Here is a 23,463-nt window from a genome sequence, read left to right as displayed (position 1 = left end):
TCACCGAGGCCGTCGCACGGAGATGCCGGCGGCTTCCCTGTCCCAGACGTCCGCGGTCACACCCGTTGCGCGCAGGACGTGCTTGACCACCTTCTGCGTCGGGGTGCGCGGGAGCTCGTCCCGGGTCTCCACGTAGCGCGGCACCATGAAGTAGGGCAACCGCTCGATCAAGAAGTGGGTCAGTGCGGCCGGGTCGAGGGTCGCGCCCTCCCTGGCGACGACGACGGCCTTGATCTCGTCCTCGCCGAGCTCGGCGGGCACCGCGACCACGGCGCTCTCGTACACGGCAGGGAACTCGTTGATCACCCGCTCGACCTCGAAGCTGGAGATGTTCTCCCCGCGCCGCCGCAGGGCGTCCTTCATCCGGTCGGCGAAGAAGAAGCGGCCCTCGTCATCGCGCCGGAAGGCATCGCCGGTGTGCACCCAGCCGTCCCGCATCGTCTCGGCGGTCTTCTCGGGCAGGCCGTGGTAGCCGGCCATGACCATGGCGGGGTGCTCCGGGCGCACGACCAGTTCTCCGACCTCCCCGACCGCGACGTCCTCGCCCTCGGCGTCGACGAGCCTGAGGTCGTACCCGGGTCGGGGGAAGCCGGCCTCGCCGCCGACGATGGTGCCCGGCGGTCCGTTGAGGACCGCCCCGATCTCGCTCATACCGTACACGGCGGCGACCTCGATGTCGAAGCGGGCCCGGAAGCCGTGCACGTCACTGGCCAGCGGCGCCATGATCGCGAGGTCCAGGGGGTTGTCGGCGTCCTCGGGTCGGGGTGGCTGCTGCTGGAGCAGCTCGGCCATCGCGCCGAGCAGCACCGTGACCGTGATGCCGTGCGCACGGACCACGGCCCAGAACTGGCTGACCGAGAAGCGCGGCTGCAGGACGAAGGGGACCTGGTGGATCAGTGCCTGGTACGCCCCGAACCACTGGCCCGCCAGGTGGAACAGCGGGAGCGTGACCAGGAGCCGGTCTCCGCGGCGCGGCCGCTCCTGGTCCTCGCGCGAGGCGTAGCTGTACGCCTGCGCGTGGGAGATGAGCACGCCCTTGGACAGTCCCGTCGTGCCCGAGGTGTACATGTACGCCAGCAGGTCCTCGGGGGCGGAGCGAACGGGTTCCCGGGCGTCGCCGTTCTCCATGCCGGCCAGGGGGACGACGTCGAAACGGGTGCCCAGATCGCCGTCTGTCGGCGCCGTACCGCGGACGACGAGCGTGCGCAGCAGGGGCACGTCGTCCGCGACGGCCAGCACGCGCTCCAGGTGGTGCTCCTCCAGGACCAGGACCGACACACCGGAATCTGCCAGGACGTGGGCCAGGAACGGTCCCGTGTAGGCCGTGTTCACCGGGACCTCGACCATGCCCAGCAGACCCACGCCGGTCCACACGTGCACGAAGTCCAGGGAGTTGTCCAGCATGATCGCGACAGGGTCACCGCGCTCCAGGCCCAGGTCGGCCAGCCCCGCCCCGAGCCGCAGCGCCCTCGCGTAGCTCTCCGCGAACGTCCAGTGCACTCCGTCGTCACCGATCTGGGCGACGTCGTCGGGAGCGACAGCCAGGACCCGCTCGTATGCAGCCAGCAGCGTGCGAGCGGCGATGTCGGGCAGGCCGGCCATGCATCCTCCAGGGGAGCAGCAGCCCGCCACGGCGCGGGCCGACCGCACAGACTTTACAGTCGTGTCAAACAGCGAGAGACCGCAGAGCGGCAGGGAGATCACGTGACCGGGCTCGGTGGGCGCACCGTGGAGGCCGACGACAAGCGCGGGCTGCTGCTCGACGCGGCCGAGCGGGTCTTCGTGCGCTCCGGGCACGCCGGGGCCACCATGTCGGCCCTGGCCGCAGAGGCCGGTGTCACCCGGCCCACCGTGTACGCCTACTTCCCGTCCCGGGAACACGTGTTCGCGGCGCTGGCCGACCGCGTCCGCCTGGAGTTCCTCGCCCTCCAGGAACAGGCCGACACCACCTCGCCCCGCGAGACCCTCCGCAGCTCGCTCACCGCCTACCTGACGGCCTACACCCGCCACTCCGCGATGCTGACCGTCATCGCCCACCAGGCCCTCGTCGACCCCGGCATGCGCCGCCTGCACCTCGAGCTGCACCAGCAGGCCGATCGACGGCACAGCCGCTTCCTGCAACGACTGGTCGACCAGGGGCTCGCCCACCCACCGGTGGCACCCCCGCTGATGGCGGAAGCCGTCACCGGGATCGTCCACACCTTCGCTCGACGAGTGGCCGAGGACCCCTCGCGCCAGCAGGAGCTGACCCAGGCGCTGATCGACCTCTACGCCCACATGGTCGACCTGCGGTAGCGACCACGCTCCGGGTGTCGACGGCCGTCGAGACCGAGGAGCGACCGGTGGCGACGTCATCACCACCGGTCACGGAAGCGCCGCAGGTCGTGCGGCTCGGCCGGTCTCGGGTCCCGTCACAGCAGTCGTCCGCTGGCGATGACCGCCTGCTGGACCCGGACCGTCTCGGCCCGTGTCACGGCCACGAGCCTGCTGGTCATGGCGGCGTCGAGGTCGGCCCAGGCGATCTCGGCCCACCAACCACCTCCCGTGTCATCGACATCGGGCTCCACCGTGATGAGCCCGGCCGTCAGCCATCGCAGCAGGCTGGGCCCGGCGCACGCGAGGTCGGTGATGGCCCGTTCCAGCTGTGCGTCACCGATCGCCGAACGGTGCAACGCCGTCCGCAGTTCTTCGGTGGAGATGGGGCCGTGGGCGGTGGTGGTCGTCCGCGGCAGACCGGCCCAGGACCGTGGCCCGTCCGAGGGGACGACGGGAGGTGCATCGCCGACCGGCTCGGGTGACGGGCCGGACCGACTGACCACCAGGTGACCCAGGTGCGCCCAGTGCAGCAGGCGACAGGCCTGCGGCGGGACCCGGTGGAGCTGCAGGGACAGCCCACGATGGCGGGCACCCGCCGCGACGCGGACGATCGCGTGGACCGCCGAGCAGGTGAGCAGGCTGACGGCGGAGAGGTCCAGGGACACCGGGTGAGGGCCGGTGGCCCAGATCCGGTGGACGAGGACCTCCCAGTCGTGCGCGCCGTCACCGGTGAGCGCTCCGCTCAGGCACACGACGATGCCCGGCGGTGTGCCCTCTTCGATCGGGGGCGTCTCGGACACGGGTCTCCCTCAGGGGTGTGGCCGGGTCCGGGGCCGCGTGGTGGTCGTCGAACGGTGATGCAGCTGCGCTGGGTCAGAGGTGGCCGCTGCGGGTCAGCGCCTCCGCCACGTCGACGAGCCGCGTGTGGGTGCGCTGGGACCGCTCGTTCATCAGCGCGAATGCCTGGTCGGCAGTGATGTCGTGGCGTGCCATCAAGATCCCCTTGCCCTGCCCGATGACGTCCCGGCTGGCCAGGGCCTTCTCCAACCCGGCCCGGAGGTCGGCGTTGCCGAGCCCGGTTCCGGCCCGGGCGACCAGTGCAGCGGCCACGAACCGTGCGTCGGCGTCGAAGGCGTCGGGTCGGTCGCTCAGCACGGTGACCACCCCCAACCGGTTCCCCTCGTGGACCACGGGCAGGGCCAACAGGCTCCGGACTGCTTCCCCGGCGGCCAGCCGGGTCAGCTGTGGCCAGCGGGTGTCTCGTCGTAGGTCCGCCGAGTACACCTGCTGCTGCAGCCGCTGACTGTCCCTGGCCGGCCCCTGGCGGGTGCGTTGCTGGAGGTCGGCCAGCACGATCGCCGAGGGGCTGTCGGACGTGGTGGTGGCCGACAGCCGCTGGGCGTGTCCGCGGGTGAAACTGCTGTGCCCAGCGCCGGCAACGTGCTCCCGGATGTGGGCCAGGACCACCTGCAGGTCGGGCTGGCGACCACCGGGGGCGGCAGCCGTCAAGCGGTCGAGCTCGACCAGCGCAGCCAAGGCCGACGCTGCCCTGCGCACCGTCGGCACGTCGTCGCCGGACGGCGGCGTCGTGACAGCCGAGGCCGGTGCCACGATCGGCACCGGGTTCCCCAGTCCGATCAACGACACCATGCGGGCCACCAACCCCGGGCCGCACTGCACGGTGAAGGGCAGACCGCGCGTCCTGGCTGTGTGACTGGCCCGCAGCAGGCTGGCCAGGCCACGGGCGTCGATGAACGTCGCCCCTCGCAGGTCCACGGTCACCCCGTCGGGCCACTGGTCCCAGGCCCGGACCAGAGCGAGGTCGAACACCGCCCCGGTGACCTGGTCGAGCTCGCCGTCCACGGTGATGACGGCGCTACCCGGCTCTTCGACGTGCTCATGCACCTCGACCTGCAGAGATCCCCCCACGTCCACCGCGGTGATCTGCACGCTCGTCATCGACCCGCCCGCCCCTCCGACAGGGGTGCCGGGGTCCAGGGCAACCAGCGCCTACGTGGCGCATGCAGGCAACCTAGTTGTCCACGGCAGGCATGGCGAGAGGCGCGTCGACATCCCGAGGCTCAGTGGGGGACGGCTCCTCGTCCGGCGACCACGTCGGCGGCCACCTCGCGCAACCCGCGCCCGCTGCGTCGGGCGTAGGTGCGCATCACGGTGAAGGCCTCCTCCACGCTGACTCCCGCCTGTTGGGCGAGCATGCCCTTGGCCTGCTCCAGGACCACCCTCGAGTTCAGGGCCTCCTGGAGTTGATCGGCCACCAGCTGGCGGGCAGTGATCGTGCGATCGGAGATCAAGGCCACCGTGGCGACGTCCGCCAGCGCCCGGCCCAGCTTGAGGTCCCGGTCGACCAGAGCGCCCTCCCTGGTCCGGAAGATGTTCAACGCGCCGATTACGTCGCTGCGCAGCCGCATCGGGATCGCCTGGGCGGAGGCGAACCCCAGCGCCTCCACCCGGGGGGCGAAGGTCGGCCACCACGACCGCACGGTGGCCAGGTCGGGCGGGGTCACCGCCTCCCCGGTGCGGAAGCAGTCCACACACGGCCCCGAATCCGCCTGCAGCTCGAACAGCTCGAGCATCTCCACCGCATGGCTGTTGGATGCCACCACCTGCAACTGGCCGTGGGCGTCGGCCAGCATGATGCCGGCCGCGTCGGCGTCCAGCAGGACCAGGGCGTGGTCGATGAGCCGGTGCAGCAGGTCGGTGACCTCGAAGTCGTCGACCAGGCAGTCGGCGAGTTCCACGAACGCGTCGGCGATCAGGTCTTCACGGGTGTCCATCAGTGATTCCTCTGTTTGAAATCCGGTGGCTCGGGACGGTCGGTCCCCTCCCCCGCCGCAGCGGGGTCGGGTGGAGAGTCGTGGTCCTCGGTTGTCGGGACGGTGGGAGAGGGAGCTGGCGCAGGGTGCTGTCCGGCCGCGGTGTCGTCCATCCGCAGCCGGCGGGTGACGATGTCGAAGGCCAGGTCTCTGAGCGGGCGTCCGGTCGCGAAGGCGTGCCCGCGTAGCCGCACCAACGCCGTGGCCAGGTCGGTGTCCAACTGGACGGCCGCCATCCCGGCAGCCTGGTGCACCACGGGGCGGATGTCGGCGAGCTCGGCCAGACGCTCCTCGTCCCCCACCGGGTTCACGGTGTCGCCCAGCAGCAGCAGGACTGCAGTGGCGACCTGGGAATACACCGCCAGCGTGGCGGCGTCGCCGTCCGACAGTGCGCCGGTGCTCCCCCGGTACACGTCCAGCACCCCGATTAACACGGCACCGACCTGCAGCGGCGTGCTGAACGCAGCGCAGATGCCCGCCCGTTCGGCCTCCGCGGCGAACTGCACCCACCGGGGGTCGCCGGCCAACACCGGCGCCTGGACCAGCCGCCGCGTGTCCGCTGCCTGACGGCACGGACCCTCCCCGAGAGCGAACTGCAGGTCCTCCCCGGCCCGTCCAGCGCCGGGCGTCGCCGCCACGATGCCCACCGGACCCGAGGCATCCGCCACGGCCAGGCCCACCCCGACCGCACCACACGCCCGGGCGCAGTCCTCGACCAGCGACGCGGCCCACGTCGAACGGTCACCACGGGAGACCAACGCGGCCAGGACGTCAGCAACCCGCACCGCCCCGGCGGCGGGCCCGGAGTTCGTCACCCGCCCCAGCCACGGATCCGGGCGACCGTCATGGGTGCTCCTCGACATGGTGGGATGACCACCGGGTCCAGGGCAGTGCGGCGACCTTAGACAAGACCCGTGCTGACCAGCCAGTGCCCGTCGTGCCGGCGTGACCTCAGGTGATCCGAGTCGCGTGGTCCATCGTGGCCTCCCAGACTGCTCGCGTGACCGCCTACCGCCTCGTCGCCGACCACGGGGCGACCGCCGGCACCTTCGACGCCGCAGATGACGACACCGCCCAGCAACTGGCGCGCGTCATGGCTGGCGGAACTGCGACCACCAAGCTGACGGCCTACCGCCTCCAGCGGTACGACACAGACGGCACCTGGTCCGACGTCTCTGCCTGGATGCCGCGCCGCATCCACTCCCAACCCGTCGCGAACGACACCCTGATCCGACCGGGAGACTGAGCTCGGAGCTCGCCGCCCACTCAGACCACGCGGTGCCCCACGACGGCGGTGAGTGAGCCCGAGTCGCTGGGACACGCGCACCCAACGGCACCGACCCCGCCCTGCGCGAGGATGCCGCCCACCCTGCCCCCGGGCCGGACGACGGGAGCGCGACCGGCCGGTGCTGCACGTCGGGCGCTCCGGGCCGCCGCCGTGGCAGTGGCAGTGGCGAAGGGCCTCTCCCCCGCCCGCCTGCGACGCACCAGGCTGACGGAGGAACTCGCCCTCCGCACCCGAGCGCATGTGGCCCGAGCCAGCACCGCGAGGGGGCCGACTGCACCGAGGAGAGGCTGGGCCGGGCTGGCGTCCGGGTCCGACGTGCGCCCACGCCCCCAGACACGGCGGATGCGAGTCGCCCCCACCGGAGGCCGGACCTCGATCCAGCAGTTCGACGCGCGGGGGGACCAAGAGCACGTTGCTGTCGAACGGTGAGCCCCGAGACAGCACCGGCGGGTCCCTGGTCGTTCGCGCACGTCTCGTTCCGTCACATGACCGAGTCCGGTGTCTGAGCCCCCACTCCTCCTCGCGCTGTGGTGTCCAGACGGCGCTGCTGCACTCGGCCCGACCTCGAGCACGTTGCGGCGACCACCGCCCCGTTGCTGGTGGTGCACGAGGTGGCCGTGGGGTGACACGAGCGGGTGGTTTCTCGGCGGGTCGTCGACTTCGACCTGGCCCGATCCTTACTTTGCTGACACAACGAACTCGCGCCGCTACGCACAGCAACGAGGCCTGCGCGCGGCCGGTTCAGATCACGGGGGAACGACGTAGTGGCTGTCGCACGCGCATGGCACGGGCTCGTGGGTGCTCGCACCCGACGACGACGGGGGTCCGTCGATCGAGGTCGGGGGAACGGACGAGCAGCTCCGGCACAGCGCCGGACAGCCGCGCGCACCGCCACCGTGGGGGGCGTCGGAGCTCTGCTGATCAGCGGGGGGCTGCTGGCCCCCGGTCTGGCGACGGCCGCCCCCGGTCCGGGTGCAGCAGCGATCGCGACGCCGGCGCACCAGGCGTACGTGGTCTTCGTCAACGACACGTCGGGCCAGAAGACCTACCCGGAGACCGAAGAGCAGCGACTGGCCAAGATCGACACGGCCCTGCAGCGGTGGGTGGTCGAGTCCGACCAGCTGATCAGCTCGTTCACCCGGGTCGGGTCCCCGCAGACGATGGACGTCGACTGCTCCCTGCCCGACCCGCACCTGACGGTGTTCGCCGCCTCCGCCACCCTCTTCCCGGGGGTCGACTTCACCGGGACATCGGGGAACAACCTCATCGCCATGGGCCCGCAGGGCTGCGGCGGCGGGCACGGCACGCAGGGCAGTGCCGCGAACGGGTTGAGCTCGGGCGGCAAGATCTACACCGCCAACGAGCCGACCTACGGCACGCAGACGATGCTCCACGAACTCGGTCACAACTTCGGGCTGAGCCACGCGCACGGCTCGACGTGCGACGAATCCGGTGCCTGTACGACCAGCGACTACGGCAACCTCTACGCGATCATGGGCGCGACCGTCTTCGCGAACAACCCCCAGACCCCCGCCTCGCTGGACTCCTTCGAGCGGACCCGGTTGGGCATCGCGGGGGCGTGCGAGGTGCCGGCCGTGGCGCTGGGCGCCGGACAGCAGACCCAGACCTCCACCTACGACCTGTTCGGTCGCGGGACCACGGACGGCACCCGGGGGCTGCGCATCACCACGCCGCCCGGCCAGCAGTACTCGATCGACTGGCGCAACCACACGGGCCGGGACGCCGGGGCCATGTACACCCAGTACCGGCCTCCGACGACGTTCGGGCGGTTCAACGCCGGCGTCACCGTGCAGCGGATCGAGCCCGACGGCGCCTCGGCGACGATGCTCACCCACCCGGTCGACCCGGCTGACTACTCCCGGGGCCTCGTGGCCGCCTACACCGCCGGCCAGACCTTCACCGACGCCGGCGTCGTCATCCACGTCGACGCGCTGGAGGCGGGGACGTCGGCGACCGCGACGGCGCAGGTCACGGTGACGGTCACCGACCCCGCCGCACCCGCGGGACCGGCCGCACCGACCCAGACCGGCACCGTGGCCATCGCCGGATCCTCCGCCGTCGGGGCGACCCTGACCGCCACCCCCACCGACTGGACCCCGGGGTCCTGCTACCGCTACCAGTGGTTCCAGGACGGTGTCGCCGTCGACGGGGCCCGCTCCAGCACCTTCGTGCCGCCGGCCGGTGCCGACGGCGGCCGGATCACGGTCCAGGTGACCGGCCAGCAGGCCGGGTACCAGGCCCTGGCCGTGACGTCGCCGGCAGTGACCGTCGGCGGTGACACGACCGCGCCGCGGACGACCCTCGACCCGGGGCCCGCCGACGGCTCGACCGACCGGACGCCGACCTTCAGCTTCTCCGCCGACGAGGACGCCACCTTCCAGTGCTCCCTGGACGGCGGCACCCCCTTCCCGTGCACCTCGCCCCACACCGCACCGCTCCTGACGCCGGGGCAGCACACCTTCACCGTCCGGGCCACCGACACCGCCGGCAACACCGAGCCCTCGCCTGCGACGGTGACCTTCACCCTCGGCGCCACCACCCTGACGGTCTCGGTGGGCCGGGAGGAGGTCGTCCAGGGCGGTGAGCAGGCCGCGACAGGTACCGGCTTCCAGCCCGGGGAGACCGTCACCGGGGTCATGGCCTCCGACCCCGTGGACCTGGGTGCCCAGATCGCAGACGCCAGCGGGACGGTCGCCTTCACCTGGACGGTGACCGCCGGCTTCGACCCGGGCACCCACACCGTCACCCTGACCGGTCCGCAGTCGGGTTCCGCCGCCGACGGCTTCACCGTGCTCGCCGCCGCACCCGGGCCCCCCACCACCGGCACGGAGCCGGTCACCGGGGGCGTCGGCACCGGCCCCGGCGCATCGCCGGTCGTCGACGCCGGGACGAGCTCCGGCTCCCGCCCCTCCGGCGGGGTCCTGGCCGTCACCGGCACCGAGATCACCGGGGTGCTCACCGGCGCCACGGCTCTGCTCCTGATCGGGACGGCCGCACTCGTGGCCGTCCGCCGACCCACGACCGAGGGACCCACCCGATGAACACCACGAGGTTCCTGGCCGGCTCGGTGAGCGCGGCCTTGGCACTGGGGGTGGCGACCGTCGTGGCCGCCCCGGCGGCCAGCGCAGCGCCGCTGCCGTTGCAGTGCACGCCGGCCGGCGTGATCGTCAGCGCCCCCGCCGGATCGACGCAGAGCACCTTAGAACGGTTGGGCTTCACCACCCAGCCCGACGGGACCACGACGGTCACCCGCACCCCCATCGCATCGGGTCTGCTCCCCGAGGTCGTCAACGGCATCGGGTTCAACACCGTCGACGGTCGTGTGTACGGGGTGAACCCCGCGGGCCAGATCGTGCGGTTCGGCGAGGACGGCAGCACCGGCTACGAGGTGCTCGGCCGTCCGACCGTCGGGGGCACCGCCACCGCGGTGTCGACGGCGTCGGCTGCGGTCACCGCAACGGGGCACTACGTCTTCACCACCCCCCGGAACGGCAGCACCCCCGGCCGCATCTGGGACGTCGACCTCAACGACCCCGCCCTACCCGGCACCTTCCGCACCATCACCGGCCCCGCCGGACTGCTCGCCGACGGGCCCTCGGACGTGTCCTTCAACCCCTTCGACGGGCAGCTCTACGGCATCGTGACCGGACAGGCGGTGCTGTACCGGATCAACCCCGCCACCGGCGCCGGCGCGGCCGTGACCGTGAGCGGGGTCGCGCCACCGAGCTCGGCCGGTGGGTCCTGGACCGACTCGTTCGGCCGGATGTACTTCTTCGACAACGGCAACGCCAGCACGTCCGCGACCAGCGCCAACGGCAAGATCTGGCGGTACGACCCGCAGACCGGTGCCGGTTCCATCGTGTCCAACGCCCAGCGGGTGCAGACCTTCGACGCGACCGCCTGCCTGCCCCCGTCGATGACCAAGACCGCCGACCCGGGCTCGGTCGTCGACGGCAGCACCATCACCTTCCGGTTCCAGATCGCCAACCCCTCACCCGGGGTCATCTCGACGACGAACTTCGTCGACACCCTGCCCACAGCCTCCGGTCTCACCTGGGAGACGAACCCCGTCACCCCGGCGACCCCTGGAGGGGGCACGGTCACGGTCTCCGGCGCGACCCTGCGCATCGACGGCATCAGCGTCCCCAGCAACGCCGGAGGGGGCCCGCTGACCTTCACCGCACGGGCCAGCATCACCGGCACGCCGACGGCAGGTCAGTCCGAGAACACCGCGACGGTCGACTACAACGGCACCTTGATCCGGTCCGACGACCCCGACCAGCCCGGCGCGACCGACTCGACGCCGTTCCTCGTGCGCGTGGCCCCGGCGACGTCCGCGGACACGGCCACCACCACCCAGGACACCACCGTCGCGGTCTCCGTGCTGGGCAACGACACGGCCAACGCGACCACCCTGGCGCCTGCGTCCGTGCGCCTGGTCGACGGGACCGGCGCGCTCGTCACCACCCTCACGGTCGCCGACGAGGGCACGTACACCGCCAACGCGAACGGGACGGTGTCGTTCGACCCGTTGCCGACGTTCACCGGCCCGGCCACCCCCGTGACCTACTCGGTCGCCGACCAGAACGGCGACCGGTCCACCGCGACCGTCGCAGTCACGGTCACGGCAGCTCCCGCCCCGACCGCCACCCCGGACACGCCCTCGGCGGCCTACAACACCCCCGTCAGCGTCGTCCCGACGGCCAACGACTCCCCCGGTGCGACGAACACCAGCTTCGTCGCCTCCTCGGTGCAGTTGACCGACCCGGACACCGGTCTGGGGGTCAGCACCCTGACCGTGCCCGACGAGGGCACCTACACCGTGGACGCCGGGACCGGTGGCGTCACCTTCACGCCGCTGGCCAGCTTCACCGGGCCGGCCACGCCGGTCACCTACACCGCGGCGACCACGTTCGGGACCACCGTCACGTCCACGGTGACCCCGACGGTCGGTCGTCCGGCCCTCCCCACCGCCACCGACGACACGGCCTCGGCCCCGTTCAGCCGGCCCGTCACCTTCACCCCGCTCACCGACGACACCGCCGGCCCGACCGGCACCACCTTCGTCACCGGGTCCTTGACGCTCGTCGACCCGGACACCGGGAACGAGGCCACCACGGTGACCGTCGCGGACGAGGGCACCTGGCAGGTCGACACCGCCACCGGCCAGGTCACGTTCACCCCGCTCGTCGGGTTCTCCGGGCCTGCCACGCCGCTGACCTACCGGGTCACCACCAACGTCGGGGACACCGCGAGCGCCACCCTCTCGGCGACCACCGGTGCCGCACCCACGGCCGACCCCGACACCGGGACCGCCCGGTACGACCGGCCCGTGACCGTCGACGTCCTCGACGGCGACGTGCCCGGCACCGGTGCGACGCTCGAGGCCGACTCCGTGGTCCTGGTCGACGGCGCCGGCAACGGGGTGACCAGCCTCGTGGTGCCGGATGCCGGCACCTGGACCGTGGACCCGGTCACCGGTGCAGTCACCTTCACCCCGGTGGACGGCTTCACCGGCACCGTCGTCGTGCCCTACCGGGTCACCGACTCCGACGGCAACACCGCCACCTCGACCGTGACCGTCGTGGTGGACCCGCCACCCTCGGCCGACGACGACGCCGCCACGACGGCCCAGGGCACCGCCGTCGGCATCGACGTCCTGACCAACGACGAGGGCGGGCCCGCCGGCCTGGACGCCGGCTCCGTCCAGTTCGTGGACCCCGCCACCGACAGCCTGGTGGGCACCCTCACCGTGCCGGACCAGGGCACCTACACGGTGGACGCCGAGGGTCTCGTGACCTTCACCCCGCTGCCCACGTTCTCGGGCCCGGCCACCCCGGTCACCTACTCGGTGGCCGACAACCAGGGCACCCGCACCACCGCGCTGGTGACGGTCACCGTCACCCCGGCCGCAGCCCCCACAGGCCGACCGGACACCCCGAGCGGGGCCTACGGCACCCCGATCGTGCTCGACCCGACCGCCGACGACGACCCCGGTGCCGACGGAGCCACCTTCACCCCGGGCTCCGTACGCCTGATCGACCCCGCGGGTGCAGCCGTCACCACCCTGACCGTCGCCGACGAGGGCACCTACACCGTCGACGGGGACACCGGTCAGGTCACGTTCACCCCGCTGCCGACCTTCCGCGGGCCGGCGACACCGGTGACCTACACCGCCTCGACGACGTTCGGCGGCACGGTGACCTCCACCATCACCCCCACGACGGCTGCCCCGGGCACCCCGGCGGCCACCGACGACGCCGGCTCGGCGCCGTCCGGTGACCCCGTCGTCGTCACCCCGCTGGCCAACGACACCACCGGGGACCCCGGAGTGACCTTCGTGGCCAGCTCGCTGCAGCTGGTCGACCCGGCCACCGCAGCGGCGACGGACAGCGTCACCGTCGCCGGCCAGGGCACCTGGACCGTCGACACCGCCACCGGTGGGGTCACGTTCACCCCGGTCCCGGGCTTCGAGGGGCCGGCGACACCGCTGACCTACCGGGCCACGACGACCGCGGGTGACGTGGTCAGCGCCCGGATCACCGTCACCAGCGGGGCGGCGCCCGTCGCCACCCCGGACTCGCTGACCGTCCCCAACGGCCGCACGGCCACCGTGGACGTCCTGGACAACGACGCCCCGGGCACCGCGGCCACCCTCCTGCCGCAGACCCTCGTCCTGCGGGACGGCGACGGGGACGCCGTGGACACCCTGGAGGTGCCCGGGGTCGGCACGTGGACGGTCTCGACCGACGGACGGGTCACCTTCGTGCCGGTCGCCGGCTTCTCCGGCTCGGTGTCGGTGCCCTACGAGGTGACCGACGACGACGGGAACACCGCCGGCTCCACGGTCACCGTCGTGGTCGCCGCGCCGCCGGTGGGGGTGCCGGACGTGGCGAGCGGCCCCGAGGGCGCACCCGTCACGTTCCGACCGCTGTCGAACGACATCCCCAGCGGCACCGGGGCCACGCCGGCCCCGACGTCGCTGCGGCTCGTCGACCCGGCCACCGGCCGCCCGACCACCACGGTCACCGTCGCCGGGCAGGGCACGTGGACTCTGGGTGGCGACGGCACCGTCGTCTTCACCCCGGTCACCGGCTTCACCGGCACCGCGACCCCGGTCGGGTACACCGCGACCGACGGCGACGGTCTCACCGTGACCGCCACGATGACCGCGGCGGTCACGCCCACCCCCCCTGTGGTCCGGGACGACACCGCCACCGGCGGCCAGGGTCGACCCATCACGGTGGATCCCCTGGGCAACGACCAGCCCGGCACCGGGGACCTCGACCCGACGTCCCTGCGACTGGTCGGCCCGAACGGGCAGCTGACCACCAGCCTGGCCGTGCCCGGCCAGGGCAGGTACACCGTGGACACCATCACCGGGGCCATCACCTTCACACCGGAGGCGGCCTTCACCGGGACCGCGGTCGTCCAGTACTCGGTGGCCGACAGCGACGGGACCAGGGCGGTGGCCACGGTCTCCTTCACCGTCACGGCCCCCGGGATCGCCCAGAGCCCGGGGCCGGGGGGCGGGGTCACCGTGACCCTGCCCAACGGCTCGCAACTGGCCGTGACCGGGTTCGACCTCGCCTGGCAGGGGGGTCTGGCGCTGCTCCTGCTCGTCGCGGGTGCCGTCGTCCTCCTGGCCCAGCGACGTCGGCCCACCGGCGGCGAGTGAGACCGCTCGGCGCCGACTGAGCACACCCCACGGGGGCGTCGTCCGTGCGGACGACGCCCCCGTGGGCGTTCCCGGGTCAGTCCCCGCTCGCGGGGCGGTGACCCCGGCGGATGCGGGCGATCTCGGCGCGGGAGAGCTGCACGTCGGGGCTGTCCTCCCCGTCTGCGACGGCGAGGTCGTGGGCCAGGTCGTGGGCGGCGTGCAGGACGTGCTTCTCGCGGTGCCTGCTGACCCCCGCCTCGCGTCCGCGGACGGCGGCGCGGGTCTCCTTCCTGCGGCCGGTGAGGGCGGCGAGCTCGGCCGGGGTGAGGGTGCCGTTGGTGACCTCGGGTGCCAGCACGTCGCCCAGCCAGCGCCGCTCCTGGCCGCCGGCCAGTCGGAGCGCGGTGTAGAGCAGCGCGAAGCTGGTGATCGTGATGGCCACGATCAGCGCGACCATCACCTGGCCGGAACCGCGGGCCAGCGCAGCCATGGAGTCCCACAGGCCGTGCAGGACCATCGCGGCGGCCATGAGGGCCAGTCCCCGGCCGACGCGGCGAGGTTGGGCGACGGTGCCGATCAGGTAGACCAGCCCGGCGGCGAACAGCGCGGTGTACAGGGCGTGGGAGGCCAGGCCGGTGAGCGAGCGCAGCACGAAGCTGTGCAGCACGGCACCGGCCTGGTCCTGGCCGAACCTGCTGATCGCGGCGTTCTGGCCGTAGAACAGGTCCTCCAGGATCTGGAAACCCAGCCCGACGTAGGCCCCGACGACCAGCCCGTCGTAGACGGTGCGGATGACCCGGGGTGCCAGCCCGAGGAGCAGGAGGAACCCGATGCCCTTGGCGCTCTCCTCCACGAAGGGCGCGCTGAGCCCGGCCTGCCAGTCCTCGGTCCAGGCCTGGCCGAACAGCTTGCCGTAGATCGAGATCAGGGCGGAGTTGCCCGGCAGCGCCAGCGCCCAGGGGACGGCCACCCCACCGATGACGAAGGCGGCCAGGGCCAGGCGGCCCGGGGTCCGCTCCCAGCGGTCCTTGCGGTGCAGGAAGACCAGGAACAGGGCCGTGAACGCACCGGTGGTGAGCACCGAGGCGGTGTACCCGGCGGCGAACGGGCCGGCGTTCTGGGCGACGGTGGTGACGACGTACTTGCCGCCGGCGAGGGTCAGTCCCAGGTAGATCCAGAAGCAGGCGTTGCGGGGCTGGAAGAAGTGGAAGGTCGACCCCCACCCGGTGATCCGGATGGTCTGCCGCCGGCGCTCGATCTCGTCCGCGTCCTGCGGCTGGGTGTGCGTGGATCGGTCGATGGTGCTCATGCCGCGTCCTCGAAGGTGAAGCTCTCGATCATGTCTGCCACTTCTTGTGCGTGGTCGGTCAGTTGGGCCGGTGGTCCGATCACGTTGACGACGAGGCCGCGGCTGTCGCCGCCCTCCTCGTAGACGAAGGCCACCGCGATGCCAGAGGTCCGGGGGGTCACGTAGCCCTGGGCCACGCCCTGCTGTCCCGAGTCGGTGGTCACGGTGACCGGGTCCCCGGCCAGTCGCAGGCCCTGGGTGTCTATGCCGGCAGCGGGGATGTCGGTGATCTGGCCGAGCAGCTCCGTGTCCGTCCCGGTCCAGGGCCCGGGCTGGGCGGCGATGGCCACACCCACCGCGGACACCTCGGTGGCCTGGGTGAACGTGTCGCCGCTGGTCGTCTCGTCGGTCGTGCGCAGGCCCTGGATGAGCTCCCACCCCGCGGCGGGGACGAACGTGACCGTCTGGTCCACCTGGAGCACGTCCCCGGCCTCGATCTCGTCGGTGTAGGCGATCCGGGAGTCGATCCAGGGCAGCACGACGGCCCAGAGCAGCCAGACCACCAGGGCGACCGCGGCCAGCGGGATCGTCCGCCGGTCGAGCCCGAGGAACCGGTGCTCGACAGGCACCCGGTGTCGGGTGGGTGGCGGTGGGACGAGGGCGACGGCGGTCATCTGATCTCCTCCTGGGACGGGACTGGCACGGGAGCCGGACGGGGTTCGATGCGGTGCCGGCGGACGACGAGCAGGACCGCCAGGACGACGATCACCAGCACGTTCACCGCGACCCCGGGGTGGACCCGGTCGGGCACCACCGAGCCGGAGATGAGCGAGAAGTCCCAGAGGCCGTGGACCAGGGCCGGCAACAGCAGGCCGCCGGATCGCCGCCGCACGAGGTAGAGGAAGTAGCCGGACAGGGCGGCGACGAAGACCTGGACGTACGCGCCGGGGCCGGAGCTGACCAGGTTGGTGGCGTGGGCCGAGCCGAAGACGACGGTGGACCACAAGGCCGCCTTGCCCTCGGAGAAACCGTTGCTCCGGAAGACCGTCAGGCCGACACCCCGGAACATGAGCTCCTCCCCGAACCCCACGAGCAGGGTGCTGGCCAAAAGCAGCAGGGAGAACACGACGCCCCGGTCTGCCAGGCCGGCGTAGTCGGTGGCAGCGACGACGGCCAGCAGCATCGCCACCGGGACGACGGCCACCCACCGCTGGACCGGACGACGATCGGTCCACACGGGCCGGTCCCACCGCAGCACCCCGACGACGACCACGATGAGTGCGACGGAGCAGGCGACCGGCACGGTGATGCTGCGCCACAGCTCGTCGACCGAGGTGGGCGAGCCGTACCGGGACTCCCGTCCCCTCGTCAGCACCCAGGCCAGGCCCTGGAGGAGCACGAGGTAGCCGATGACCAGGCCGACCCACCCGGCGACGGACAGCCTCCGGCTCCCCCGGGGCAGGTCCGGGTGCGGTGGGGGGCTCCCCGCATCGGACGAGCGGTGCTGGGTGGTGGGCACGCCGGGCCTCCAGGTCGTCGGTGGACGACGTCGAGGCTTCGGCAGCGCAGTGCGGCAGGCGTCACCCGCAGCGGGTGATCCGGGCCGACACCCTCACGTCACCCGCGTCGGGTGGTGCCCCCGGCACCGGGAGGCGCAGAGCCTCATGACCGAGCAGGTCCCCGGTGTGGTCGAGGACCCGTGGTCGACGAGGAGGCGGGCATGACCAGGTCAGCGCGCAGGTCCCCGGGGCGCACCGCCCCGGTGCGGTACGAGTTCCGGGTCGTGGGCGCCGTCTCCGCGGCCCTGGGTGCGGCGTTCCCGGAACTGACCGCTCGGGCCGGGCTCGCCGCCGGGACGACCTTCTTCGGCCCGGTGCTGGACTCGGCCCAGCTGCACGGCCTGTTGGACCGCTTCCACGCCCTGGGTCTCACGGTGGTCGAGCTGCGTCAGCTGCCCGACTGAGGCCTCAGAGCAACCCGCATCGCCGCGCGGCGACCAGAGCCTCCCGGCGGCTGGTGGCACCGAGCTTGGCGTAGATCGACCGCACGTGGGTCTTCACCGTGTTCACCGAGACCTGGTGGCGTGCCGCGATCTCCTGCAGCGTCAACTGCGACGGCAGGTCCGGCAGCAGTGCCAGCTCAGCCGGCGTGAGGGCCAGTGGGGCGCGGTCGCCACGGGTCGTGGCGGCAGTCCGGACCCGCTCGACGAGGTGCTCGAGCTGCCCGAACCTCCCCGCGTCCTCGATGAGCAGGTCCGCGATGCCGGGCACGTCGAGGAAGGGGCGCAGCGCACCGGACTCCTCCGCCAGGACCAGGGCCTCCAGCACGGCGGCGTGGCTGCGGGCCGGTTGCCCGGCGTGGGAGGCGACGAGTGCCTCCACGAGCCAGGCGAGCTGCCGGGTGGGCAGCGCCCGGCAGGCAGTGCGACCGTCGAGGACCGGTGCGACGGTCCGCCGGGCGGCATCGCGGCGTCCGCGGTGGAGGTTGTCCAGGGCGTGCAGTGTCGCGGCCTCCCCACCCGGCCCGCCCTGCCGGTCGACCTCGACGAGCGCGGCGTACGCCCACGTGGGACGGCCCGCCATCCAGGCGTACCGGTGCTGGTGGTAGGCCAGGTCCACGGCCGAGGAGGAGACTCCGGTGCGGTCCCCGGAGCCCGTCCAGCCCTGCTGCAGCCAGCGGGCGGCGTCGGCCGGGCTGCCCCCCGCGTCCACGTCCAGGACGGCCCGCAGTCGGGCCGCGGTCTCCCGCAGGGCGGGGTGCTCGGCGACCCCGCGGCGGACCACCACCTCGGTCAAGCCACGGGCGGCTGCCGGGTCCAACCGCTCGCGGGCGCACCGGGCCGCGATGACCACCGCGAACTGGACCGCGGTGCTGCCGAGGAGTCCGAAGCGGTGTGCGCAGTGGAGGGTCTCGTCGGCGCGGGTCCAGGCATCCCGGTACCGGCCGCGTTGACCGGCTGCTGCAGCGAGCCCGGCCGACGCCCGGACGAGGGCATGGCCGTTCGCGGCCCTCCGGGCGATGGCGGCCGCTGCGGTGAACTCCTGCTCGGCGAGATCCAGCTGGCCGGACCGGTAGCCGACCTGCCCGCGTTCCAGGTGCAGCAGCAGGCCGACGTCGTCGGCCCTGTCCCGGGCGGGTCCGGCGCTGGCCGCCAGCGCCGGTGCAGCGAGTGCGGGTTCCCGATGGGCCCGCCCCAGGGCAGCCAGCAACGCGATCGGCTCGTGGACGACACCGTCGACGGGCTCCTCGACCCGGCTGGCGGCCCGCCCGTCCCGGGGCCGCGGGACCAGGGGCGGTCCGGGCGGTGCATCCGTCGCTCCGTCGTCCACGAGGGCGTCCAGCAGCCGGACCGTCGGGTGCTCCTGGACGGGCACCGGGGCGGTGCGTACGAGGGTGCGCAGCTCCGCGGACCGGCCGGTCGCCAGCAGGGCCGGGCCGCAGGCGGCCAACAGGCGCACCGTCTGCCGGTCGTCACCGGCCTGCGCGGCATGGATGACGGCCGGCACCGGGGCACCGCGCTCTCGGAACCACTCGGCGGCGCGGCGGTGGGCCTCCCGGTGGGCAACCGGGTCGCCGAGGCGGAGCCGGGCGACCAGGTGCCCGCGCAGCAGCGGGTGCAGGTGGAAGCCGCCGTCAGCCGCCGTGGACCGCCGGAGCAGCGCGTTGTCCCGGCACAACCCGTCCAGGACGAGCTCGGCAGCCGGGTCACCGGTGAGCACGGGTGCGAGCCCTGACGGGAGCCGTTCCGGCACGGCACACACCTCCAGGACCGCGCGGGGCCGAGGGGCCATCCGGGCGAGCACCTCGGCGGTGAGGTAGTCGGCGACCGAGTGGTCGTCGCCGGCGAAACGGGCCACGGCAGCGTGGACGTCGGTGACCCCCGTGAGGGCCATCGCCGCCAGGCGCACCCCGGCGGCCCACCCCTCCGTGCGGGCCAGGACCAGGTCGACGTCGGCGGGATCGAGCACGACGTCGTGCTCGGCCAGCACGTGCACGACCGCCGCCCTGTCGAAGGCCAGGTCGGACGACCGGATCTCGTGCAGCCGACCGTCCAACCGCAGGCGGTGCCACGCGAACGGGGGATCACGACGACTGGCCACCACCAGCTGCAGGCCCCTCGGTGGCCGCCGGACCAGCGTGTCCAGACCACGGAGGACCCGGGGGTCGGCGACCTCGTGCAGGTCGTCCAGGAACAGCCAGGTCGGGGTCGGGGCGTCCCCGGTGAGGGACTCCAGCGCGACGACGGGCCCGAGCTCGGACGCCGGGCTCGGCGGGGACGGGGAGCGGGACCCACCCACCGCCTGCAGCACGCCCGACCAGAACCGGTCCGGCTCGTCGTCCCCCTCGTCCAACGAGACCCAGGCGACCTCGTCTCCCGCACGGGCGCGCTGATCGGCCCAGCCCGACATCAGCACGGTCTTCCCGGCGCCCGGAGGAGCCGACACGAGCGTGACCGACCCCGAGGGGGCATCACCGGCTTCGTGCGGTCCCCCACGACGGCCCGTCCGCTGCACGAGCGACGTCCGGTCCACCGACGAGCGGGTGGGCCGGGGGCGGTGCAGCTTGCTCGGGGGCACGTAGGAGTCCATGCCCAGCCCCCTCTCCTCAGCCCCCATGCGGACGAAAGTGTTCCACAAATGGGTCGGAGGAGAGCTCCCTCGGTGACCGCACGGATGACCTGGTCACACGGTCGGGCCACCCACCACGATCAAGGTCACCCACCGACAGCCCTGACCGCCTCGTGCGCGGACGGCAGTCCGCGATCACCCGCTGGGGGTGACCCGCCGCAGGCGTCCGGACGACACGGTGCAAGCACCGGACGCGTCGGACCCGAGGAGCCGCGGGATGTGGGTGCTGGTGACCGTGCTCGGGCTCGTGGCCGAGGTCGCCCTGATCGTCCACCTCGGTCACCGTGCCCTGGCTCGGGACGAGGCCCGGGACCAGCCGGCGGGAGAATACCGACTCCAGCGGTCGGAGACGATCGTGGCACCACGGTCCTCCCCGTCCGCGCAGGGGGCTGGACCGAGGACCGCAGTCGTCACCGACGACGGTCCCCGGGCCGGGCGCGAGCGACCGGGCCCCACCCTGCCGCCCTCAGCCGCGACGCCGCTGGGTCCAGAGGACGAGTCCGCCCGCGACCAGGAGGAGCAGGGCCACACCGCCCTGGAAGGCGAGGTCGAACCCGGTGACGGCCAGCTGCGTCCCGTTGGGCAGGGTCACCACCAACCCTCCCCCTGACCCGGGTCACTCAGCGCGACACGGAGTCGCTCCGGAGCCCCGCCACGGCGGTCATGGCCTCGGCAGCCCTCGGGGGAGCTCGCGCGACGAGATCCCCCCACGGCACACCGAGGACCTGCGCATGCGCGCAGTTGGCCGGGCAGCACTGCCTCGTTACGGTCGGCTCGTTGCTGGTCCGGCCACCCCGGTGGTCGGCGTGAGAGGGAACCCGGTGCGACTCCGGGACTGCCCCGCAGCGGTGAGCGGGAACGACAGCCGTCATGGAGCACTGGACCCCCGGGTCCGGGAAGCGACGGCCGGTAGGTGGAGCACGGGGCCGCGTGAGCGGTGCCGCGGTCCGAGCCCGCGAGTCCGAAGACCTGCCAGCGGCACCGCGTGGACCCCACGCGGTCTGTCGGCGGCCTCGTGGGTGGGCCCGGACGACGGCTGCCCCCCGCGCAGCCGCCCCCTCTCCTCCCCGTGCCGTGGACACCCCACCGCTCGCGAGGAGAGAGCCGTGCCCGTCCCGTTCCCCCGTCCCGCCCTGGCCGCAGCAGGGCTGGCCGCCGCCCTGGTGCTCGGCGCCTGCGGGTCCACCACCGCTGGCGCCGAGGGCCGCATCCGGCTGGCCTACGCCTTCGTCCCGGTCGCCGGGCTCTCGCCCTACAGCGACGACGCCGTCATCGGCTACGGCATCGGCGCCACCGAGACGCTGGTCTCGCTCGACCCGGCCGGCGCCCCGCAGCCGGTGCTGGCCGAGTCCTGGACCCGGGTCGACCCGCTGACCTGGCGGTTCGACCTGCGCCCCGACGTGGTGTTCCAGGACGGCACGCAGCTGACCGCCGACGTCGTCGCCGAGAGCCTGCAGCACGCCGTGGACGCCCAGCCGACCCCGCGGGCGCTGTCCGGGGTCGAGCTGGGCGTCGCCACCGACGGTGCCGACGCCGTCGTGCTCACCACCACCGCCCCGGACCCGGTGCTGCCGCAGCGGCTGACCTCCCCGGAACTGGTCGTGCTGTCCCCCGCGGCCTACGCCGACCCGGCGAGCCCGGACCTGGTGGGCACCGGCACCGGGCCCTACGAGCTGACCGCGCTCGAGGGCACCTCCGGCGCCACGCTGGACGCCTTCCCCGGACACTGGGCCGGCGCCCCGGCCGCGGACGGCGTGGACGTGTCGTTCCTGTCCGAGGGCTCGTCCCGGACGGCGGCCCTGCGCGCCGACGAGGTCGACGTCGCCCAGGCCCTGCCGGTCAGCCAGCTGGCCACCCTCGGCGACCAGGACGAGCTGCTCAGCGTGCCGTTGCCGCGCACGGTCGCACTGCACCTGACCACGACCTCTCCGGTGTTCGGTGACCCCGGCCTGCGGGAGACCGCGCGGCGGGCCGTCGCCGACCTGGACCTCGCCGGCACGGTCTTCGAGGGCCAGGCCGACGCCCCGCAGGGCCTGTTCGGGCCCACCTCGACGTGGGCGGCGGACCGGACCGCGCCGACGTACCCGGACCCGGTGGCGGCCGGCGGGCAGCGGGTCACCCTGGCCACGTTCTCCGACCGGGCCGAGATGCCCGAGGTGGCCACCGCGCTGGCCGACGCGCTGCGCACCGCGGGCTTCGAGGTGGAGCTGGTCGTCCGGCTGTACACCGAGCTCGAGGAGGACCTGCTGGCCGGCACGTACGACGCGGTGCTGATGAGCCGCTCCTACGGCCAGGACACCGCCGACCCGCTCTCCTACCTGTCCTCGGACGTGGGCTGCGCGGGCGGCTACAACCTGTCGCTGTACTGCGACCCGGCGGTGGACGCCGAGCTGGCCGCGGGTTCCCGGCTCACCGACGTGACCGCCCGCACCGCCGTGGCCCTCGACGTCGAGCGCACCGTGCTGGGGTCGGCCGCGGTCGTGCCGGTGGTGCACGACCGCACCCGGTTCGGGGTGGCCGCGGGCCTCACGGGCCTGGCGAGCGACCCGTGGGAGCGGTCGATCATCACCGTCGAGACCGCACTCCGGTGACGCCGCTGGCCGAGCTGACCGCCCTGGAGGTCGCCGCCGGTCGCCGACGGCTGGTCGGCCCGGTGGACCTGCGGGTCGAGGACGGCGAACGGGTCGGCGTGGTCGGCCCCTCGGGGTCGGGCAAGTCGCTGACGGTCGCAGCCCTGCTCGGGGACCTGCCACCGGGCACCCGGGCCACCGGCCGGGCGCGGGTGGCCGGGGTCGACCTGCTCGACGCCCTGCCGAGGGACCTGGCCGCGCTGCGCGGCCGGGTGACCGCCGCGGTGGTGCAGGACAGCGCCACCGCGCTGGACCCGCTGGCCCGGGTGGGCCACCAGGTCGGGCTGCCCGCACGCCGGGTGCGCGGGCTGTCCCGGACTGCGGCCCGGGCGGAGACCCTGGACCTGCTGGGCCGCCTCGGGTTCGCCGACCCCGCGGCGGTCGCCGGTGCCTGGCCGGCCCAGTTGTCCGGGGGCCAACGGCAGCGGGTCTCGCTGGCGGTGGCGCTCGCGGCCCGGCCCCGGCTGCTGGTGGCCGACGAGCCGACGACGGCGCTGGACACGGTCGCCCAGGCCACCGTGCTCCGGCTGCTCGGCGCCGTGCTCGACGCCCCCGGCGCGCCCGCGCTGGTGCTGGTCAGCCACGACCTCGCCGTGGTCGCGCAGCTCTGCGACCGGGTGGTGGTGCTGGCCGGTGGCCGGGTGGTGGAGGCAGCACCCACCGCGACCCTGCTGGCCGCCCCGCAGCACCCGGTCACCCGGTCCCTGGTGGCCGCGGCCCGGGCCGCCGAACCGGCCACCGGGGTGGGTGCGTGAGCCCGACCGCCGAGCTCGCCGGGGTCGTGCTGCAGCACCGCAC

At 73.5% G+C, this 23,463-nt stretch carries 16 protein-coding genes and 1 riboswitch; of the genes, 7 read left to right on the top strand and 9 right to left on the bottom strand.

Annotation, left to right across the window (positions count from 1 at the left end; translation table 11 throughout):
- Positions 1 to 1,602, bottom strand: coding sequence for an AMP-binding protein (locus F1C76_20405; GenBank protein ID QNG38592.1), 1,602 nt, complete (start codon positions 1,600 to 1,602; stop codon positions 1 to 3).
- On the opposite strand from F1C76_20405, the gene F1C76_20400 reads away from it, so the two are divergent.
- Positions 1,495 to 2,295, top strand: a complete 801-nt coding sequence (locus F1C76_20400; protein ID QNG38591.1) for a TetR/AcrR family transcriptional regulator — start codon at positions 1,495 to 1,497, stop codon at positions 2,293 to 2,295. The two genes, F1C76_20405 and F1C76_20400, sit on opposite strands and share 108 nt — an antisense overlap.
- A gap of 116 nt (positions 2,296 to 2,411) precedes the next feature.
- On the opposite strand, the gene F1C76_20395 is transcribed toward F1C76_20400, so the two are convergent.
- The 4 genes from F1C76_20395 to F1C76_20380 form a co-directional block, all read right to left on the bottom strand.
- Complete coding sequence (locus tag F1C76_20395; GenBank protein QNG38590.1) at positions 2,412 to 3,116, bottom strand: STAS domain-containing protein; 705 nt, start codon at positions 3,114 to 3,116, stop codon at positions 2,412 to 2,414.
- Between the two features lie 73 nt (positions 3,117 to 3,189).
- Positions 3,190 to 4,275, bottom strand: a complete 1,086-nt coding sequence (locus F1C76_20390) for an ANTAR domain-containing protein (protein ID QNG38589.1) — start codon at positions 4,273 to 4,275, stop codon at positions 3,190 to 3,192.
- 122 nt (positions 4,276 to 4,397) lie between these two features.
- Entirely contained in the window at positions 4,398 to 5,111 is a 714-nt protein-coding gene (locus F1C76_20385; GenBank protein QNG38588.1) for a GAF and ANTAR domain-containing protein, read from the bottom strand.
- Complete coding sequence (locus tag F1C76_20380; GenBank protein ID QNG38587.1) at positions 5,111 to 6,013, bottom strand: GAF and ANTAR domain-containing protein; 903 nt, start codon at positions 6,011 to 6,013, stop codon at positions 5,111 to 5,113. Before F1C76_20380 ends, F1C76_20385 begins: the two co-directional genes overlap by 1 nt.
- A gap of 137 nt (positions 6,014 to 6,150) precedes the next feature.
- Between F1C76_20380 and F1C76_20375 the strand changes: the two genes are divergently transcribed.
- The 3 genes from F1C76_20375 (at position 6,151) to F1C76_20365 (ending at position 14,137) form a co-directional block, all read left to right on the top strand.
- Positions 6,151 to 6,396 carry a hypothetical protein gene (locus F1C76_20375; GenBank protein ID QNG38586.1) on the top strand — a complete coding sequence of 82 codons (246 nt, stop codon included), beginning with the start codon at positions 6,151 to 6,153 and terminating at the stop codon, positions 6,394 to 6,396.
- Positions 6,397 to 7,334: 938 nt separating this feature from the next.
- On the top strand, positions 7,335 to 9,500 hold the full coding sequence (locus F1C76_20370) for a hypothetical protein (GenBank protein ID QNG38585.1): 2,166 nt from the start codon (positions 7,335 to 7,337) through the stop codon (positions 9,498 to 9,500).
- Positions 9,497 to 14,137, top strand: coding sequence for a tandem-95 repeat protein (locus tag F1C76_20365; protein ID QNG38584.1), 4,641 nt, complete (start codon positions 9,497 to 9,499; stop codon positions 14,135 to 14,137). The genes F1C76_20370 and F1C76_20365 overlap by 4 nt, the downstream gene beginning before the upstream one ends.
- A gap of 76 nt (positions 14,138 to 14,213) precedes the next feature.
- Here F1C76_20365 and F1C76_20360 read toward each other — a convergent pair whose 3' ends face one another.
- From F1C76_20360 to F1C76_20350, 3 genes are read right to left on the bottom strand one after another with little or no spacing between them, the layout of a single operon-like run.
- Positions 14,214 to 15,428: a PrsW family intramembrane metalloprotease gene (locus tag F1C76_20360; protein ID QNG38583.1), complete on the bottom strand. Its 1,215-nt coding sequence runs from the start codon at positions 15,426 to 15,428 to the stop codon at positions 14,214 to 14,216.
- Positions 15,425 to 16,081, bottom strand: a complete 657-nt coding sequence (locus tag F1C76_20355) for a hypothetical protein (protein QNG38582.1) — start codon at positions 16,079 to 16,081, stop codon at positions 15,425 to 15,427. The genes F1C76_20360 and F1C76_20355 overlap by 4 nt, the downstream gene beginning before the upstream one ends.
- The gene (locus F1C76_20350; protein ID QNG38581.1) at positions 16,078 to 16,926 is read right to left on the bottom strand and encodes a CPBP family intramembrane metalloprotease; all 849 of its coding nucleotides are present in this window, start codon (positions 16,924 to 16,926) and stop codon (positions 16,078 to 16,080) included. Before F1C76_20350 ends, F1C76_20355 begins: the two co-directional genes overlap by 4 nt.
- Positions 16,927 to 17,169: 243 nt before the next feature.
- On the opposite strand from F1C76_20350, the gene F1C76_20345 reads away from it, so the two are divergent.
- Positions 17,170 to 17,370: a hypothetical protein gene (locus F1C76_20345; GenBank protein ID QNG39426.1), complete on the top strand. Its 201-nt coding sequence runs from the start codon at positions 17,170 to 17,172 to the stop codon at positions 17,368 to 17,370.
- A 4-nt stretch (positions 17,371 to 17,374) separates the two neighbouring features.
- Here F1C76_20345 and F1C76_20340 read toward each other — a convergent pair whose 3' ends face one another.
- The gene (locus tag F1C76_20340) at positions 17,375 to 19,852 is read right to left on the bottom strand and encodes a hypothetical protein (GenBank protein QNG38580.1); all 2,478 of its coding nucleotides are present in this window, start codon (positions 19,850 to 19,852) and stop codon (positions 17,375 to 17,377) included.
- A gap of 947 nt (positions 19,853 to 20,799) precedes the next feature.
- Positions 20,800 to 21,027: riboswitch (cobalamin riboswitch) on the top strand.
- Between the two features lie 9 nt (positions 21,028 to 21,036).
- Here F1C76_20340 and F1C76_20335 point away from each other — a divergent pair.
- Positions 21,037 to 22,626, top strand: a complete 1,590-nt coding sequence (locus F1C76_20335; GenBank protein ID QNG39425.1) for an ABC transporter substrate-binding protein — start codon at positions 21,037 to 21,039, stop codon at positions 22,624 to 22,626.
- On the top strand, positions 22,584 to 23,420 hold the full coding sequence (locus F1C76_20330) for an ABC transporter ATP-binding protein (GenBank protein ID QNG38579.1): 837 nt from the start codon (positions 22,584 to 22,586) through the stop codon (positions 23,418 to 23,420). The genes F1C76_20335 and F1C76_20330 overlap by 43 nt, the downstream gene beginning before the upstream one ends.
- Positions 23,421 to 23,463: the final 43 nt, after the last annotated feature.

Source organism: Geodermatophilaceae bacterium NBWT11, from assembly GCA_014218215.1.
In the GTDB taxonomy this organism is placed as follows: Bacteria; Actinomycetota; Actinomycetes; order Mycobacteriales; family Geodermatophilaceae; genus Klenkia.
The sequence above is the reverse complement of the archived record's forward strand: the minus strand, read 5'-3'. Positions and strand labels throughout refer to the sequence as shown.